The 16,068-nt window shown below is 32.5% G+C and carries 19 protein-coding genes; 7 read left to right on the forward strand and 12 right to left on the reverse strand.

Translation table 11 applies throughout. The annotated features are described in order from the left end of the window. Positions 1 to 4 precede the first annotated feature (4 nt). The 9 genes from ACNI3C_RS10810 to ribA form a co-directional block, all read right to left on the reverse strand. On the reverse strand, positions 5 to 529 hold the full coding sequence (locus ACNI3C_RS10810; protein ID WP_419769811.1) for a YceI family protein: 525 nt from the start codon (positions 527 to 529) through the stop codon (positions 5 to 7). Next, the gene (locus ACNI3C_RS10815; protein WP_419769812.1) at positions 522 to 1,502 is read right to left on the reverse strand and encodes a hypothetical protein; all 981 of its coding nucleotides are present in this window, start codon (positions 1,500 to 1,502) and stop codon (positions 522 to 524) included. Before ACNI3C_RS10815 ends, ACNI3C_RS10810 begins: the two co-directional genes overlap by 8 nt. Continuing rightward, a complete protein-coding gene (locus ACNI3C_RS10820; RefSeq protein ID WP_419769813.1) occupies positions 1,499 to 3,061 on the reverse strand; it encodes a hypothetical protein in 1,563 nt (520 codons plus the stop codon). Before ACNI3C_RS10820 ends, ACNI3C_RS10815 begins: the two co-directional genes overlap by 4 nt. Continuing rightward, positions 3,036 to 3,665, reverse strand: coding sequence for an ABC transporter ATP-binding protein (locus ACNI3C_RS10825; RefSeq protein WP_419769814.1), 630 nt, complete (start codon positions 3,663 to 3,665; stop codon positions 3,036 to 3,038). Before ACNI3C_RS10825 ends, ACNI3C_RS10820 begins: the two co-directional genes overlap by 26 nt. Beyond that, entirely contained in the window at positions 3,666 to 4,745 is a 1,080-nt protein-coding gene (locus ACNI3C_RS10830; RefSeq protein ID WP_419769815.1) for an ABC transporter permease, read from the reverse strand. Between the two features lie 113 nt (positions 4,746 to 4,858). Further along, positions 4,859 to 5,227 (reverse strand): hypothetical protein, encoded by a 369-nt coding sequence (locus ACNI3C_RS10835; protein WP_419769816.1) that lies wholly within the window; start codon positions 5,225 to 5,227, stop codon positions 4,859 to 4,861. Then, positions 5,224 to 5,442: a PP0621 family protein gene (locus tag ACNI3C_RS10840; protein ID WP_419769817.1), complete on the reverse strand. Its 219-nt coding sequence runs from the start codon at positions 5,440 to 5,442 to the stop codon at positions 5,224 to 5,226. Before ACNI3C_RS10840 ends, ACNI3C_RS10835 begins: the two co-directional genes overlap by 4 nt. Continuing rightward, positions 5,439 to 6,032, reverse strand: coding sequence for a 16S rRNA (guanine(527)-N(7))-methyltransferase RsmG (gene rsmG, locus ACNI3C_RS10845; protein ID WP_419769818.1), 594 nt, complete (start codon positions 6,030 to 6,032; stop codon positions 5,439 to 5,441). The genes ACNI3C_RS10840 and rsmG overlap by 4 nt, the downstream gene beginning before the upstream one ends. An 11-nt stretch (positions 6,033 to 6,043) precedes the next feature. Then, positions 6,044 to 6,619, reverse strand: coding sequence for a GTP cyclohydrolase II (gene ribA, locus ACNI3C_RS10850; protein WP_419769819.1), 576 nt, complete (start codon positions 6,617 to 6,619; stop codon positions 6,044 to 6,046). A gap of 60 nt (positions 6,620 to 6,679) precedes the next feature. Here ribA and hemB point away from each other — a divergent pair, with 60 nt between their 5' ends. The 7 genes from hemB (at position 6,680) to lgt (ending at position 14,286) form a co-directional block, all read left to right on the forward strand. Further along, positions 6,680 to 7,654: a porphobilinogen synthase gene (gene hemB, locus ACNI3C_RS10855; protein WP_419769820.1), complete on the forward strand. Its 975-nt coding sequence runs from the start codon at positions 6,680 to 6,682 to the stop codon at positions 7,652 to 7,654. A gap of 19 nt (positions 7,655 to 7,673) precedes the next feature. Further along, positions 7,674 to 8,879 (forward strand): PAS domain-containing sensor histidine kinase, encoded by a 1,206-nt coding sequence (locus ACNI3C_RS10860; protein WP_419769821.1) that lies wholly within the window; start codon positions 7,674 to 7,676, stop codon positions 8,877 to 8,879. Between the two features lie 45 nt (positions 8,880 to 8,924). After that, entirely contained in the window at positions 8,925 to 9,608 is a 684-nt protein-coding gene (locus ACNI3C_RS10865; RefSeq protein WP_419769822.1) for a response regulator transcription factor, read from the forward strand. Between the two features lie 285 nt (positions 9,609 to 9,893). Continuing rightward, entirely contained in the window at positions 9,894 to 10,820 is a 927-nt protein-coding gene (gene argF, locus ACNI3C_RS10870) for an ornithine carbamoyltransferase (RefSeq protein WP_419769823.1), read from the forward strand. Then, positions 10,813 to 12,180, forward strand: a complete 1,368-nt coding sequence (hemN, locus tag ACNI3C_RS10875; protein ID WP_419769824.1) for an oxygen-independent coproporphyrinogen III oxidase — start codon at positions 10,813 to 10,815, stop codon at positions 12,178 to 12,180. Before argF ends, hemN begins: the two co-directional genes overlap by 8 nt. A 1-nt stretch (position 12,181) precedes the next feature. Then, positions 12,182 to 13,471, forward strand: a complete 1,290-nt coding sequence (locus ACNI3C_RS10880) for a (Fe-S)-binding protein (RefSeq protein ID WP_419769825.1) — start codon at positions 12,182 to 12,184, stop codon at positions 13,469 to 13,471. Continuing rightward, positions 13,471 to 14,286: a prolipoprotein diacylglyceryl transferase gene (lgt, locus tag ACNI3C_RS10885; protein ID WP_419769826.1), complete on the forward strand. Its 816-nt coding sequence runs from the start codon at positions 13,471 to 13,473 to the stop codon at positions 14,284 to 14,286. Before ACNI3C_RS10880 ends, lgt begins: the two co-directional genes overlap by 1 nt. Positions 14,287 to 14,291: 5 nt before the next feature. Here the strand turns inward: lgt and ACNI3C_RS10890 are convergent, their stop codons facing one another. Genes ACNI3C_RS10890 through ACNI3C_RS10900 form a run of 3 tightly spaced genes read right to left on the reverse strand, consistent with a single transcriptional unit; the run spans position 14,292 to position 16,062 of the window. Then, a complete protein-coding gene (locus ACNI3C_RS10890) occupies positions 14,292 to 15,599 on the reverse strand; it encodes a response regulator (protein ID WP_419769827.1) in 1,308 nt (435 codons plus the stop codon). Between the two features lie 5 nt (positions 15,600 to 15,604). Beyond that, positions 15,605 to 15,832, reverse strand: a complete 228-nt coding sequence (locus ACNI3C_RS10895; RefSeq protein WP_419769828.1) for a hypothetical protein — start codon at positions 15,830 to 15,832, stop codon at positions 15,605 to 15,607. A 35-nt stretch (positions 15,833 to 15,867) separates the two neighbouring features. Further along, the gene (locus ACNI3C_RS10900; protein WP_419769829.1) at positions 15,868 to 16,062 is read right to left on the reverse strand and encodes a hypothetical protein; all 195 of its coding nucleotides are present in this window, start codon (positions 16,060 to 16,062) and stop codon (positions 15,868 to 15,870) included. Between the last annotated feature and the right edge of the window lie 6 nt (positions 16,063 to 16,068).

The raw sequence follows: 16,068 nt of genomic DNA on the forward strand, positions 1-16,068 counted from the left end.
TTGATTATCTTGTAAAATTTAAATCAAAATTTAAATCAACTTGATCTCTTACTTTTAAAAACAATAAAGTAGGTGGTTCAATACCATAATCACTCATTTTGATATAAAACATTCCCTTCATCGCAACACTACTCTCATTTTGATCAATGCTTGACATGGCTTTAACCTCTTTTGTTACACCATTTAAACTCAATTTCCCAGAAATGATATATTTCTCTTCGCCCAATCGAATGCTCTCTATGGTAAAAGATATTTTGGGTTGAGTGGATACATTCAATGTTTCATACATATGTTCATCACGTTTCGCATTATCACTTGTTAAATCTGCACCTAAAATAGATATTTCACCTTTGATGCTTTCTGGAGTATCTTCCATAACTAAATCAGCACTGATTTTGGTACTGCTAGGGTTGATTGCTGAATCACCAAAAATCTCTGTGTGAGCTTTTATCTCACCATTTTGTAAACTTAAATTTAATGCAAATGCCCAAAACGGCACAGCAATTAAAACCAATATTTTCTTAAACATAATACGACTCCTTTTTTGTATTTTGTATTGTTATGACTCGAAGCAATACAATTAAAAATATAAGTGGAATAAAAATGGTTAACTCTTCCAGTGCCACAATTAAACCACCACCTGAGGCTATCCAACCAATAAAAACCATATAAACCCCTATTCTTTTAATACTTTTTATTTTAATGAGGTTTTGTAAAATGACAACATTGTAATAGGATATTACAAAGGGATAAACGATTGATAATAGTATGGGTTCTCGTAAAAAATAGAAAAAATAGCTTAATGCAAACAAGGTTATAATGAGTAAATCTTTTTGATTATTTTCAATTTTATATGCAATGGCTGCAATAACTCCTAAGATATGAAAAAGGATAATTTCAAACGAGAATCCACCTCTCCAAATGGGAATAGTAATATCTCTTGAGAGCGTTTCAAAAAGTGCTGAATCTAAAAAGACCCATAAAATCATGATAAGCAATCCACCCGAAGAGAACTCTTTAATGAAATGTTTTTTGTTTTTACTCTCTTGGTTATTTAAAAACAGAGAACTTGTGAATGCAATAAAACTTAAAAAGATTCCAATATACTCTCTGTTTGCAGGAGTATAATTAAATAAAAGAGTTCCTATTGTATAAGAAATGGCTAAGGACAAACCCAACTGTAATTTATTTGAATATTTAAGTGTATCAATAATTAAAGGAGCCAAAGCACCTACACACAATCCTAAAGAAAAAAGTGTTACTGCATTAAAATCGGGGTAAAAAAATGTCAATAACAATTGCAAAAATAAGAAAATGTTTATTTTAAGTTTATGCGGTAAAGGTAAATACGTAGATAAAATACACCCTACTACACCACCAACGGGAAGAAAACCAATTTTAAATAAATCAGAAGCAAAATACTCCACAACCCCTGTTTGTGCAATCAAAAGATAGTAACACAACTCAGCGGCAATAAAAAGAATTAAAGCGATATTTTTCATTTTGACTCCTCTTTCATTTTTTGAAATAAGATTAAAAAAATCAAGGCATACGTTAAATCATAAAAGGCAATGGCAAAAGCTTCATACCCCAGTGTTTTAGAGGCATACAATGCAAAAAATATGGCACTGATTAAGACTCTCACTTGCATGGTAATAAGAGCTAAAATATACTCATATTGCGTGTATTTGTATCCAAAATAATGAATCAATCCTGTCGTAAAAACAAAACCAAACACCACATATTCATAGGTTGAGCCAAATTTAAAATTTAATATGGGATATAAAAAATCCGCCAGTAAAAAAAGAGATATTCCTGTTAACCCATCACTTAGCATTCCAAAAAGGTGATAACGTTTCAGCGGTCTACTCAAATCCAGTTTTATATGGATAAAATGGGATAAAGAGTATAAAATCACTGCTCCAAAAAGAGTTCTTAATGTCCACAAATATTCGGAATTGAGATTTAACATACCTGTTTCTACAAAACCATTAAAGCTAAGCATTAGTACCATGGCACACATCCCTATTAAATAGGTGCGGGCAAAGAGTTTGTTTTGAAGCGGTTTGATAAAATTTGCATACAGAGGCAAAACTAAAAACAGTATGGATACTCCCATGGCAATGTGCGCATGACCCACTACCAAATCATTTCGATGAAAGACCCATCTGAATTCAGGGATAAAAAGTATGTTTCCTTCAATATCCACAAACAAAAAAGCCATAATAGAGATTAAAAGCAACAGTTTTGCCTCTTTTTTAATCTTTGAGTCTTGATACCATCGATAGAGTAAAGGAACATAAAAAAGTGTCAAATATTGCAAAAACCACTCTTGATTGTAGGTCAATTCCGCAATGAAACTTTTGTATACAACAGAGAGAGCATAAAAGATAAAAGGTATGATCCAAAAAATATGCCATCTTGCTTTAAATTCATCTTGATTAAGGTATTTAATCACCAGATAATACAAAGGAATAATGGCAAAACTCATACCAAGCGTATTGTCTCCATGAGGTCCACTGATGGTTGCTTCAACTTGTCCAATAGTTGGATTCATTAATATTAAAAGTAAAAATGGCGCAATAATAACAATAAATAAAGAGATTTTAATCCACAAAGGAAACACTTTGTATAAAGAGACAAATTTAAATAAAGCAATAATATAAAACAATCCCGCAAAAGCCAAAATAAAATTCAGTTCATAAGGAAAGTCATAAAATGCCAATCCTCTGGTGTTGCCAAAAAGAAGTGCAATGACCATGTAGATTAAAAAGATGTACCAAATATATGTGTAGTTTTGCAAATAACGTAATCCTGAACTGCTGATACCTTGCTCTTTACTGATAATAAAAAAAGGAAGATACGACAGCATCAATGGAATAAAACCATACAGCATCAAAGAGATATGAATTGAGCGAATGTTTGAAGGCATAAGCATATTTGAATTGATTGCATAACCCAATAGGTTTATAGAATAAATGATACCCGCTATCATACCTAAAGCAAAAAATATCAAAGAGATATTAAACTGTTTTTTAGCAAATGCTTGAAATTGTTCCATCGGTAACCTCATAAATTTTATCTGAATTTTGTGCCAGTTTTACATCGTGCGTGGCAACAACGATAGTGGTATCTTTTTTAAGTTCTTTGAAAAGAGTAAAGACATTTAAAGAGTTTTTTGAATCCAAATTCCCTGTGGGTTCATCGGCAAAAAGCACTTTTGGTTTATTAATTAAGCCTCGTGCAATGGCAACTCGTTGTTTTTGACCACCGGATAACTCACTTGGATATCTCTTTTTTAAATGCTCAATTCCCAAATAACTCAACAGTTCATTTAGGTAATTTTTATCAAAATCTTTTTTGGCCAACGTGATATTTTCTAAAACATTTAAATAGTTAATCAAATAGTGAAATTGAAACACAAAGCCAATGTTATTGACTCGAAAAGTGTCAATGTTTGGGATATCTTTATAGTTTAAATTTTCAAAAAAAACATCACCTGTTGATGGTGTTAAAAGTGTTGATAAGGCACATAAAAGTGTAGATTTCCCGCTTCCACTCTCCCCAATAAAAGAGACAAATTCATTTTTATGAATATCAAGATTAATCTGTTTTAGTACCTTTTCTTTTCCATAACAGTGAGAAATATTTTTGGCGTGTATCACTTATTGCTCCTTTATTATCAAAGTAATAGGATCGGTTTTAGCCGCACTGATTGCAGGTAAAATGGAACCTAAAAGTGTCATGGTAACAGAGGCTATAAATACTATAAGTGCCAGTGTTGGCGTAATTTCTCCATTGACATACCCTTGAAGTTGTTCTGAATTTTTGATGATGAATAAAATGGCATGAGAGATAAAAAAGGCACTTAAAAACGATAAAAATGCCACTACAAAACCTTCAAACATAATAGAAAGAATGATTCTTTTCATGGAAATACCTAATGCTCTCATAATGCCAAACTCATTTTTTCTTTGATTGACAGTAATGCTCATCAAACTTGTGATGCCCAATAAACCCATCATAAAAGCCACAACAGAGATAATATTAGAAGAGTTTTGTAAAATTTTAAATTGATTGTAGTTTTCAATAAAACTTGTTGTCGATTTGGCTTCTATTTTTAAACTCAAGGCTGAAATTTGTTGAATGGTATCTTTGATATTGGCATCCAAATGAACATTGGCAAGTAACATGGAAGCCTCTTTGTTAAAAATTGCACCGGCATCATGAAGTGTTAATACCACGCCTCCATTTTCAAAACCAATCTCACTTTGAAAAACGCCACTGATTTTAAACTTTTTGTTGGCTAAGGTAATATCTGTTTTATTGTTCAGTTGGTTAAAAATACCCTCTCCGATTAAGATTTCATCGTTTTTGGGGTATTTCCCTTGAGTTAACGTGTAGTTTTTAAATCGATTTGAGCTCACCCCATACACAGCAACAATGGGAATATTCTCAACTGGAGAAGCCCCCACAATTAAAGCACTGACCTCTTTTATACTGGGAAGTTGTTGAATTTTTTGCATCAAAGAAAGCTCCACATTGCTGAAAAAAGTATCGGAAATTTTGGCTTGAGTAATGATGATATCTCCATCGCTTTTAAGCATATTGGAGTACATAGAGATGATTCCAGAAGAGATGGCAGTAATTAAAAATATGGCAATAATAGAGAAGGTAAGACTTAAATAGATGAGCAGAGTTTTTAATTTATTGGCTTTAAGTGATTTTATTGCTTGATTTAACACCACAATCCTTTTTAATGTATTTAAAAGGATTATGACAAAGTTATATGACACCTTTATGAATGAAATATGAATTTTTGTTCATAAAGGCTTTTTTTGATCTTTTTAGGTAAAAGTTATAATATATTTTTGTAAATTACACCATCAATTTGTTTTGAAGCTACACTTTCAAATTCATCATTGGATTCAATGATTTGAATGATTTTTGCATCGAACATATAGTTCTCTGCACATTTTTGAATCTCAGACGATACGATGGACTCACAAATGATATATTTCGCATGAAGCGCATTGGCATAAATGGCCTCTTTGAGGCTTTGAACTTTGAGGGCATAGGCTAACGAATTTTGTGAACAATAATGCATTGACTCTATACTGTAATTAAAAAGCAGCGTTGAATTGGCTGTGCTGTTTTTAATATCATTGATTGAAGCAATTTTTTCAATCTTTTCATAAGGTACAAATTCATCACCGATTATAATCATCGTAAACACTCCTTTGAACAGTAATATTTGCCACTGCTTAAGATGGCTTCATCTTTTGAGACAAATGTTTTACACGTAGGACATTCATACATAATATCCTCCTCTTTTTGTTTGACTTTTCTGTTTTGATTGACTTGAATTTCTCGGCTTTTTTTGAAAAAAAGAAGATAAATTAAAAAAAGAATAATCAATACCGCCGCTATTTTAAAAATCATACAACACCTTTGTTTTTAATGTATAAATAGTTTCTCTCATCTACATTGACTATTGTATACGCATGTATTTTTGCTTTTTCAAGTTCATCGTTAAGCAAACTGCCTTTATAAAAAAGATAATGGGTTTTTTCATGGGCAATGTTTTGAGTTAGCTCAAGCAGCAATGAAGTGTTGGTTACTGCACGCGAGGTGATTAAATCAAACGGTTCTTCGTTTTGAACCTCTTCTACTCTTTTCCCAATAACCTGAAGATTCTCCAGTTTTAAAGCACTTTTAACAAAGTTTAAAAAAGCAACTCTTTTGTTTCTGGGTTCAATAAGAACTGCTTTTGTATCGGGTCTTGCAAGTGCTAAAATCATACCAGGATAACCTGCTCCTGTGCCAATATCTGCAAAAGAGTTAAATGTTTCTAAAAATTTTAATGGATACAACGAGTCAACCATATTATCTTCTATTTGGTATGTTTGCAACTCTGCTGTGAAGTTATGCACCCTTCCCCATTGCTGTAAAAGTGCAATATATTTTTCACATCTTTCGTAAAAAAGCGCATCAAAGTTCAGATTCAGTGCTTCAAATTTATTTGTGTTCACGCGCATCCATTTTAAAGCATATGCCCCATATGCGTTTTTTTTGTTTGTAAATAGTTTTCATTGTATTTATTCGATTTGGTAATAGCAGGAATTCTCTCAACAATCTCAACTCCCAAAGAGTCTACATAAGCAATCTTTTTGGGATTATTGGTAATGAGTTTTAATTTTTTGATATTTAAATCTTTAAAGATATGTCCTACAATAGTATAATCTCTGTCATCTTCACCAAAGCCCAGCTCTAAATTTGCTTGGATGGTATCTCTTCCTTGATCTTGTAGGGCATACGCATTGACTTTATTGAGTAATCCAATGTTGCGCCCCTCTTGTCTGTGATAAATGACCAAACCCCCTTGTGCCGCAATAAACTTTAATGCCAAATCCAATTGGTTTTGACAATCGCACTTCAAACTGCCTAAGGTGTCACCGGTTAGGCACTCTGAGTGTATTCGCACAAACGGGATTTCAATATTTTCAAAATCTTCACTCATAATTGCTAAATGTTCTTGATTTCCGTCTTTATAAGCTTTTATTTTAAATTTTCCATACTTTGTAGGCAGATTCGCTATATTTGATTGTATTATTTTCATATGTATTTAAACCTTATATTGTTAAAATAGATGCGATTATATCCAACAAAGGTAAATAGAATGTTTAAAAGATTTAGAAGATTAAGAATTAATGAGACTTTAAGAGGACTTGTACGAGAAACTCAATTAACAACAAATGATTTTATATATCCGCTTTTTGTCAAAGAGGGAATGGGCATTAAAACTGAGGTAAACTCAATGCCTGGTGTTTTTCAAATGAGTATGGATGAGATACTTAAAGAGTGTGCATATCTTCAAGAAATAGGCTTAAATTCTATTATTTTGTTTGCTATTCCTGATGTCAAAGATTCAATTGGAAGTGAATGTTTGTGTGATGAAAGTATTATTTCTCGAACCATTAAAGCCATAAAAATAGAGTTTCCTAATATGTTTATTGTAACCGATTTATGTTTTTGTGAATACACTGATCATGGACACTGTGGAATTTTAGACCCCAAAACTGGAACAGTAGATAATGATAAAACATTGGAAATTTCTGCTCAACAAGCGCTTGTGCATGCTCGTGCAGGAGCCGATATGATTGCACCAAGTGGTATGATGGATGGAATTATCCAAACACTCAGAACCGCTTTAGATGAGAATGGTTTTAAAGACCTACCGATTATGGCCTATTCAACAAAATTTGCCAGTGCTTATTATGGTCCTTTCAGAGATGTTGCTGAGTCAACTCCAAGTTTTGGTGACCGACGAAGTTATCAAATGGATCCTGCTAACAGACTTGAGGCCATTGAAGAGTCACTTGAAGATGAAAAACAAGGAGCAGATATTTTAATGGTCAAACCAGCACTCTCATATTTAGATATCATCAGAGATATAAGAAATGAGAGCCGATTGCCTTTGGCAGTTTATAACGTAAGTGGTGAATATGCAATGCTTAAACACGCAGGTTTAGCTGGTCTTATTGATTATGAAAGAGTTGTAATGGAGACGTTAATGAGCTTTAAAAGAGCGGGAGCAGATATTATTATAACGTATCATGCAAAAGAGGCATGTGAAATTTTAAATAAAAAATAGAGATTAACAAAGGTTATATATGCCCATCAGATATAAAGAGGCAATTGAAAATTCTAATATTGTTTCCAAAACAAATATTGAAGGCATAATCATCTTTGTTAATGAAGAGTTCTGTCGATTATTTGGTTATACTAAAGATGAGCTTATGGGTAAAAATCATAACATTATAAGGCATCCAGATGTGCCTGCTTATGATTTTGAAAAGCTTTGGGAAACTATCAAAAAAGAGAAACGTACCTACAAAGGAACATTAAAAAATCTTACTAAAGATGGTAAAACGGTCTATTTAAACACCACTATTATTCCCATCTTAAATGAAAAAGATGCAATAGAAGAGTTTATTGCTATTCGATACGATGTTACACAAGAGGTGGAACTTAAACAGAATTTTGAACTTAAAGATAAAGAACTCAAAATGCTTAATGAGACACTTGAACAACGAGTAGAAGAACAAATACACCAGCTTCAAGAACTCAATCAAACCTTAGAGCAGCGAGTGCAAATTGAGATTAAAAAGAATGAAGAGAAACAAAAACTTCTTTTCTGGCAATCTCGCATGGCATCTTTGGGTCAAATGTTGGCCAATATTGCTCATCAATGGAGACAACCACTCACTGAACTGAATTTAACACTTTTTAATATCAATAAAGCTTCCAGCGAGTCTGAAAATAGTCAAAAGGTACTGGAGTATTATAAAGAGGGAAAATATATTATAAAAAATATGTCTAAAATTATAGATGATTTTACAAACTTTTTTGACCCCAATAAAAAGACAGAAAAATTTTTACTTAAAAATGCCATTAATGAAGCGCTCGAAATTTTAAAAAAAATGATTATAAGAGACAAAATTTCAGTACAAACTGATTACGGAAACATCTATGTTGTTGGTATTTCAAATGAGTTATCACAAGTGATGATCAATCTTATTAAAAATGCACAAGAAGCATTTAACGCCAGAGCAATAAAACATAAAAAGATTATGATAAAAACATATATCAAGGCCAAACATATTGCCATAATTGAAATCAGTGATAATGCTGGAGGAATAGATTCTGAGAAAATTGAAAAAATTTTTGAACCTTACTATACTACGAAACATTCAAGTACGGGGACAGGTTTAGGACTGTTTATGTCAAAGCTCATTATAGAAAAAAGCCTGAATGGCAGCATTGAAGTTGCAAATATCAAAGAGGGTGTACGATTTAAAATCGCGGTACCTTTGTAGAGTTAAATCGTTGATAGGTAGGTATAATTTTAATTGGAGAAAAAGATGGAAACCTTAAAAAATTTAAAAAAATTAAAAGTTTTGCTTGTTGAAGATGAGGTGAAACTTTCAAAGTTTTTAAAAGATGCCATTGGGGAGTATTTTGCTGATTTTGCAATTGCAGAAGATGGCAATGATGGAATAAAAAAATTTAAAAAACTAAAACCCGATGTTATAATCACAGATATTATGATGCCAAATTTAGATGGACTTGAAATGTCCAAAGCCATACGAAAAATAAAAAAAGATACTCATGTTATTGTTTTGAGTGCTCATAGCCATAAAGATAAACTCTTAAAAGCAATAGATATAGGTATTAATAAATATTTTATAAAGCCGTTTGATACCGATGAAGTTTTGCTCTATCTTAATAATATTGCGCAAGAGATAAAAAGCCTTAATACAATAAAAATTAATTCGACTTACTCGTATGATAAGAGCAGTCGTTCTTTATATTTTAATGGTGTCATTATGAAATTAAGCAAAAGAGAACGTGATTTTTTTCATCTGCTTATGTCTCATCAAAATGCAATTGTCGATGCAGAAAAGATTAAACAGATGCTGTGGAGTGATGAAAATGATGTTCCAGATGAGCGTTTACGAACTTTTATAAAAAGACTCCGTGCTAAAACATCCAAAACATTAATTGACAACATTTCAGGACAAGGATATATTTTATCTAAAAGGTAAAATAACACTTTTTCTAGAAAAACCTATTAATTCTTTTTAACTTCTTATATGCTTCTTTATGAGTTCTTGTATTTTGTCGTTTTATAAATATAAGAATTTCATGCATAAGACAACTTTTATTTATACCTATTGCCTCTTTTTCTTTTATTGATTAAAAAATAATATAAAAACAGATCAAACCATTGGGCATCGAAAAAACTATTTTTTATTTTTATGAGCCATTAAGTTACAAATAAAGCCTTTTTTAGTAGAATAATCTCTTTTATTAATTTTGAGGAAGTACGAATGAGACATTTTCTGACAATAGCAGACTTTACAAAAGAAGAATTAGAAGAAATATTAGATATTTCAATGAAGATTAAAACAGAAACAAAAAAAAGAATTTTTAAAGAGTATATGCCCAAACAAGTTTTGGGAATGATATTTGAGAAAAGCAGTACACGAACACGTGTAAGTTTTGAAACAGGCATTTACCAACTGGGTGGAGTGGGTCTTTTTTTATCTTCAAATGATATTCAACTGGGGCGTGGTGAACCAATGAGTGACACCAGTAGAGTCATTTCACGAATGACCGACATGGTGATGATCAGAACATTTGCACACTCAAAATTAGAAGAGTTTGCCTCTTATTCACAAGTACCCGTTATAAATGGTTTAACCGATGATTTTCACCCTGTACAACTTATGGCAGATTATTTGACTATTCTTGAAGAGAAAAAAGAGAAAGATTTGGTTGTAGCTTATGTAGGCGATGGAAATAATTTGGCTCACTCATGGTTAATGTTGGCTTCAAAACTGGGCTTTGAGTTAAGAATAGCGACACCAAAAGGGTATGAAGTCAAAGCAGAAATTCTTGCAAAAGCATTAGAATTCTCAAAAATATCTGGTGCTAAAATCATCATTGGAAATGATCCAAAAGCTGCAGTAAAAGGCGCCACTGTTGTTACTACTGATACATGGGTTTCAATGGGACAAGAAGATGAAAAAGAGCAAAGAGTCAAAGAGTTTACTGGTTATATTGTAGATGATGCTATGATGAAATTGGCACATAAAGACGCTATCTTCTTGCACTGTTTACCAGCTTACAGAGGATATGAAGTGAGTGTTGACGTTTTTGAAGGTCCTCAAAGCAGAGTCTTTGAAGAGGCAGAAAACAGATTACATGCACAAAAAGGGATTATGGTTTGGTTAGACGGTAAAAGAAATGATTGATTTTAAGCAGTTTGAAAAATACTCTAAGCCAGGGCCAAGATACACCTCCTATCCTACGGCACCTATTTTTAACGAAGCTTTTACAAAAGAGACGTTAATCAAACACTTTAAAGCACAGCCAAGTAACAGAGCCCTTTCCCTTTATGTACACATCCCTTTTTGTAGAAGTGCGTGCTATTTTTGTGGTTGTAATGTCATTTTCACATCTAAAGATGAGAAAAAAGTACGATATATCAACTACTTAAAAAAAGAGTTGGCCATTTTAAAACAACATGTAGATACCTCAAGAGTGGTTACACAAATGCACTTTGGAGGGGGAACACCTACATATTTGGAACCAGAACAACTTAAAACCGTCATTACGTTAATTAAAGAGACCTTCCCTCATTTTTCTCCCGATGCTGAAATATCATGCGAAGTGGATCCGCGATATTTTACAAAAGAGCACATGGATGTCTTAAAAGATGGCGGTTGCAACAGACTGAGTTTTGGTGTTCAAGATTTAAATGAAGAGGTTCAAAAAACCATTCACAGAATTCAACCTTTTCAAACCACTCAAAATGTAATGGATATTGCTCGTAATGCTGGTATTAATTCGGTTAATATTGATTTAATCTATGGACTTCCTCATCAAACAAAACAGAGTTTTCATGAAACCATAGAACAGATCATTACACTTAATCCAGACAGATTAGCCGTGTTTAATTATGCGCATGTCCCTTGGTTAATGAAAACCATGAGAAAGTTCGATGAAACCACCTTTGCTCCACCGAGTGAAAAACTTGAAATTCTAAAAGATACCATTGAGTTTTTTACTCAAAAAGGTTATAAAATGGTGGGTATGGATCATTTTGCTAAGCCCGAAGATGAACTTTTTAAAGCCATTGAAAAAGGTGAATTGCACAGAAATTTCCAAGGCTACACCACAAAAGGCGGTGCAGATTTAATTGGGATTGGGGTGACTTCAATTGGGGATGGTGTTGATTATTATGCTCAAAATTTTAAAGATTTAAAACTCTATGAAGAGGCCATTGACAGAGGTGAACTCCCCGTTTTTAAAGGCTATACATTAAACAAAGATGATCAAATCAGACAGTTTGTTATTATGGAACTGATGAGCAACTTTTCATTAAATATTCCAAGAGTTGAGAAAAAATTCGGCATTGTTTTTAAGGACTATTTTAAAGATGACTTAAAAGAATTAAATGAATTTATTGATGCCCAATTGGTTTTATTAACAGATGATAAAATTACGGTCAATCAAACAGGAACAATGCTTATCCGAAATATTTGTATGCCATTTGATGCATATTTAAAAAATGTTCCTGAAAATAAAAGAAGGTTTAGTAAAACAATTTAATATGGAAAAATTTAATTATACGGCAATCAGCGATGATTGTGTAAAGTGTGGTAAATGCAAACCTGTATGTACCATTTTTAATATTAATCAAGATGAAACAACCAGTCCCAGAGGATTTATTGATTTGTTGGGTGCTTATAAGAGAGATGAATTGGATTTAGATATGAATGCCAAAGAGATCTTTGAAAGCTGTTTTTTATGCACCAATTGCGTGGAAGCTTGCCCCAATGATTTGCCAACAGATATGGTGATTGAGCAAGTTCGTGCAGATATTGCCAAAAAGTTTGGTATTTCTTGGTATAAAAAACTCTTCTTTTTCTTATTAAGACACCGTAAAATCATGGATTTAATGTCTCGATTGGGATATGTATTTCAAACATGTGGTTTAAAAATAAACAGTGAAAATCAAAGTGCAACACCACGATTCTCACTGCCTATTGTTAAAAAAGACAGAGCATTGCCCTACGCAGATGCCATCTCTTTTTTAAACAAATATCCAGAAAATCTTAAATTTGCTCCAAAAGAACAGACTCAAGAGAAAAAAGTTGCCATTTTTATTGGATGTATGGGAAACTATGCCTTTACCGCTATTGGCGATGCTTTGGTTAAAATTTTAAAAACATTAGAGATTGATACCATTATTCCTAAAAAGCAAGTTTGTTGTGGTGCACCTGCTTATTTTACAGGTGATTTTGACACAGTCGATTATTTAATTAAAGCCAATATTAAATATTTTGAAACATTCATAGATGATGTTGATGCTATTATTATTCCTGAAGCAACCTGCAGTGCAATGATTAATATTGATTGGGTTCATTTTTTACACGACCAACCCAATTGGAAAAAAAGAGCCGAAAAGATTGCTCCTAAAGTTAAAATGGCAACTCAATGGTTGGAAAAAAATACCAAGTTAAAAGCTTTATTGGCTTCAAAAGGTCAAAATGTTAATGACTTAGTAACCTATCATGACCCTTGTCATGCTAAAAAGATGCAAGGCATTCATAAAGAGCCTCGTGCATTGTTGTCTCAAAATTATAAAATTCAAGAGATGAGTGATCCAAACAGATGTTGTGGTTTTGGCGGCGTAACCATGCAAACAGAAAAATACAGTTTTGCTAAAGCAGCTGGTGCTCCTAAAGCTGCTATGATAAAAGAGACCAAGGCCAATATTGTAAGTGCTGAGTGCAGTGCATGCAGAATGCAAATTACCAACTCTCTTTATCAAGCCAAAGTGGATGATGTTATCTTTAAAAACCCTATTGAACTGATTGCACAAGCTTTGGAGAGTTAATGGAGTTTTGGCAACATATTTATGAACATTTTAACCCAATAGCCTTTCATTTGGGTTCTATTGCTGTGCATTGGTATGGAATCATGTATGCCTCAGCGCTTTTAAGTGCAATTTTTGTGGCAAAATGGATTATAAAAAAAGATAAGTTGCCCATAAAAAATGAACAATTTGACAGTTATGTTTGGTGGGCTGAAATTGGTGTAATTTTAGGTGCTCGAATAGGTTATGTTCTTTTTTATGATACCCATACAAGTTATTACCTCACCCACCCTTGGCAAATATTTAATCCTTATATCAATGGCGTGTATGCTGGAATTTCAGGCATGAGTTATCATGGAGCTTTTTTTGGCTTTATCCTCGCTTCTTATCTGTTTTGTAGAAAAAACAAACTCTCTTTTTGGTTTTTAGCAGACATTGCTGTATTGGGTATCAGTGCTGGATACATTTTGGGACGTATTGGTAACTTCTTTAACCAAGAGCTTGTGGGACGCATTACTGATGTTTCTTGGGCAATTGATGTCAATGGAGTATTAAGACACCCTTCGCAACTCTATGAAGCCATACTTGAAGGGTTAATTGTTTTTATCATTCTTTATGTTTACAGAACCAGAAAAAGTTTTAATGGAGAGTTGGCCATTATGTATGGTTTTTTATACTCAATAGCCCGAATTATCGCAGAGTTTTTCAGAGAACCCGATATCCAGTTGGGATTCATTTACTCAAATTGGCTTACAATGGGAATGCTCATCTCATTTATCTCTATTTTAGTTACGCTTTTTGCACTTATTTACATCAAACGCACTCAATCTCATTAAGAGATTCAGTGTTTTCCCTCTTTTAGTTCTGTTATTGTTTTTTCGTGCATTTTTATGACATCTTGAAGGTTTTCTATTTTTGCCCTGTATTCATCAACATACGCTTGTAGTGTAGTAATGCCCTCTTGCGATTTTTTCAGTTTTAATGCTAAGGCATCATTTTTTTTCTTTAGAAAATTAAATTTATCATAAGATTGTCTACCCGCCAATATTGTTTTTTCCATTTTTTCTTGAAAAATTCTTTTTTCCGTATCGGTGGTATCTATATACTCTTTATACTCTTTCTCTAAGAATGCAATTTGTTTTTTATCTCTCTCTCGTATAATGCGTAAACGTTTTAACTCTTCTTCCAGTTCTCTGAGATATTTGACAAATTTTTCTTCTTTTTCAACGGCATCTTGTTTGGCTTTTAAAACAAGCTCTCTTGCTCTGTTGTTAATTTCTTCTTGAGTTGCTTTTCGAGTATTCATTTGATCAAGTTTTTGAGAAAGAATAAATTTTTTTAAATTTTGTTTCTCCTCTTCAATATCTGTAATAAGAAAAGCACTGCCCATATATTTTTCTATATGCCCCTTATCATTTAAAAGAGGAATAATAATTATTTTTATGTGATATGTTGAACCATCTTTGGCTCTGTTTTTAATTTTACCCAGCCAATTTTTACCTTCACTTAAATTTTCCCACATTTTTTTATAAAGGTCATCGCTGGTATCGGGATGTCGTACAATATTGTGTTTTTTCCCAATGAGTTCCTCTTTTGTGTAACCGGTTATATCACAAAATCTTTGATTGACATAGGTAATCTTTCCTTCTAAATCGGTCTCTGAAACCATATTTAATTTGTCTAAAACATATTTGAATTGTTCCAACTCATTTTTTTGTACTTCAATGATATGCTCTTTTTGTTTTTCAGACAATATATCCTTTATAATTTTTAAAAAAGTGCCCTCTTGAAGAGGTTTTAAAATAATATTGGCAACTTTAAATTTTATGGCTTCAGCCAAAAGTATAGAGTTTTCAGAGAGTTCAGTTGAGACCAGTATTGGGGTATCCCAATCGTTGAGTTCACGAATGTTTTTCATTAACTCTATGCCACTTCCATTGGGCATAGAGATAGTTGTTAAGATTAAATCAATCTCATTTTTTCTTTTTTTATAAAAATTTAATGCCTCATTACCATCGTAGGCTACAATGACCTCTTTAAATTTCTTTTTAAATAATTCAAGATTTTTGCTGTTGGTTGTTTTGTCATTCTCAACATAAAGTAGTGTTGATTGCTCCAATATAGAGATATCTGAGTTGAGTTCTTCCATTGAGTCTATAGGCTTGTATTAACATACCCATGATCGATTGCTAATTCATCTATTTTATTTCTTAAAAGATCAAGCCTCCATCCATGTCTGTGTGCAAAATTTTCAATCTCAGCATCTCTTTGTTCCTGTGTGCAAAAAACAAAAATTCTTTTCAAAAATGGCTTTGGTACTTGAATTGCTATTAATTGAAAATAATTTTCTTTACAATTTCTTGAACAAAATGCTTTGCTCATTGCTATTTTTTTCTTACAGAAGGGACAGTGTGACATTATTTTTTACCTTTAACTATTATTTTATAAAATTTTGCATTTGTAATATCTTGTAGAAATTTTGGGTCAACGTCATGAAGAGCAATGATTTCAACTTCATTATCATTCATTATCCATCCTGATCCAGAATCAATAATTCTCTCTTCTTCAAACATTAATATAAGTTCCTCTTTAGAAACAACTATTTCTTCCATGACATC

Origin of the sequence: Marinarcus sediminis (SeqCode) (genome assembly GCF_048571275.1) — a bacterium.
Lineage (GTDB): Bacteria > Campylobacterota > Campylobacteria > Campylobacterales > Arcobacteraceae > Marinarcus > Marinarcus sediminis.

What these genes read in the sequence shown, in the direction of transcription:
- ACNI3C_RS10810 (WP_419769811.1), bottom strand. Translation starts at nt 529, where the DNA reads ATGTTTAAGAAAATATTGGTTTTAATTGCTGTGCCGTTTTGGGCATTT.
- ACNI3C_RS10815 (WP_419769812.1), bottom strand. Translation starts at nt 1,502, where the DNA reads ATGAAAAATATCGCTTTAATTCTTTTTATTGCCGCTGAGTTGTGTTAC.
- ACNI3C_RS10820 (WP_419769813.1), bottom strand. Translation starts at nt 3,061, where the DNA reads ATGGAACAATTTCAAGCATTTGCTAAAAAACAGTTTAATATCTCTTTG.
- ACNI3C_RS10835 (WP_419769816.1), bottom strand. Translation starts at nt 5,227, where the DNA reads ATGATTATAATCGGTGATGAATTTGTACCTTATGAAAAGATTGAAAAA.
- ACNI3C_RS10840 (WP_419769817.1), bottom strand. Translation starts at nt 5,442, where the DNA reads ATGATTTTTAAAATAGCGGCGGTATTGATTATTCTTTTTTTAATTTAT.
- ribA (WP_419769819.1), bottom strand. Translation starts at nt 6,619, where the DNA reads ATGAAAATAATACAATCAAATATAGCGAATCTGCCTACAAAGTATGGA.
- hemB (WP_419769820.1), top strand. Translation starts at nt 6,680, where the DNA reads ATGTTTAAAAGATTTAGAAGATTAAGAATTAATGAGACTTTAAGAGGA.
- ACNI3C_RS10860 (WP_419769821.1), top strand. Translation starts at nt 7,674, where the DNA reads ATGCCCATCAGATATAAAGAGGCAATTGAAAATTCTAATATTGTTTCC.
- ACNI3C_RS10865 (WP_419769822.1), top strand. Translation starts at nt 8,925, where the DNA reads ATGGAAACCTTAAAAAATTTAAAAAAATTAAAAGTTTTGCTTGTTGAA.
- argF (WP_419769823.1), top strand. Translation starts at nt 9,894, where the DNA reads ATGAGACATTTTCTGACAATAGCAGACTTTACAAAAGAAGAATTAGAA.
- hemN (WP_419769824.1), top strand. Translation starts at nt 10,813, where the DNA reads ATGATTGATTTTAAGCAGTTTGAAAAATACTCTAAGCCAGGGCCAAGA.
- ACNI3C_RS10880 (WP_419769825.1), top strand. Translation starts at nt 12,182, where the DNA reads ATGGAAAAATTTAATTATACGGCAATCAGCGATGATTGTGTAAAGTGT.
- lgt (WP_419769826.1), top strand. Translation starts at nt 13,471, where the DNA reads ATGGAGTTTTGGCAACATATTTATGAACATTTTAACCCAATAGCCTTT.
- ACNI3C_RS10890 (WP_419769827.1), bottom strand. Translation starts at nt 15,599, where the DNA reads ATGGAAGAACTCAACTCAGATATCTCTATATTGGAGCAATCAACACTA.
- ACNI3C_RS10895 (WP_419769828.1), bottom strand. Translation starts at nt 15,832, where the DNA reads ATGAGCAAAGCATTTTGTTCAAGAAATTGTAAAGAAAATTATTTTCAA.
- ACNI3C_RS10900 (WP_419769829.1), bottom strand. Translation starts at nt 16,062, where the DNA reads ATGGAAGAAATAGTTGTTTCTAAAGAGGAACTTATATTAATGTTTGAA.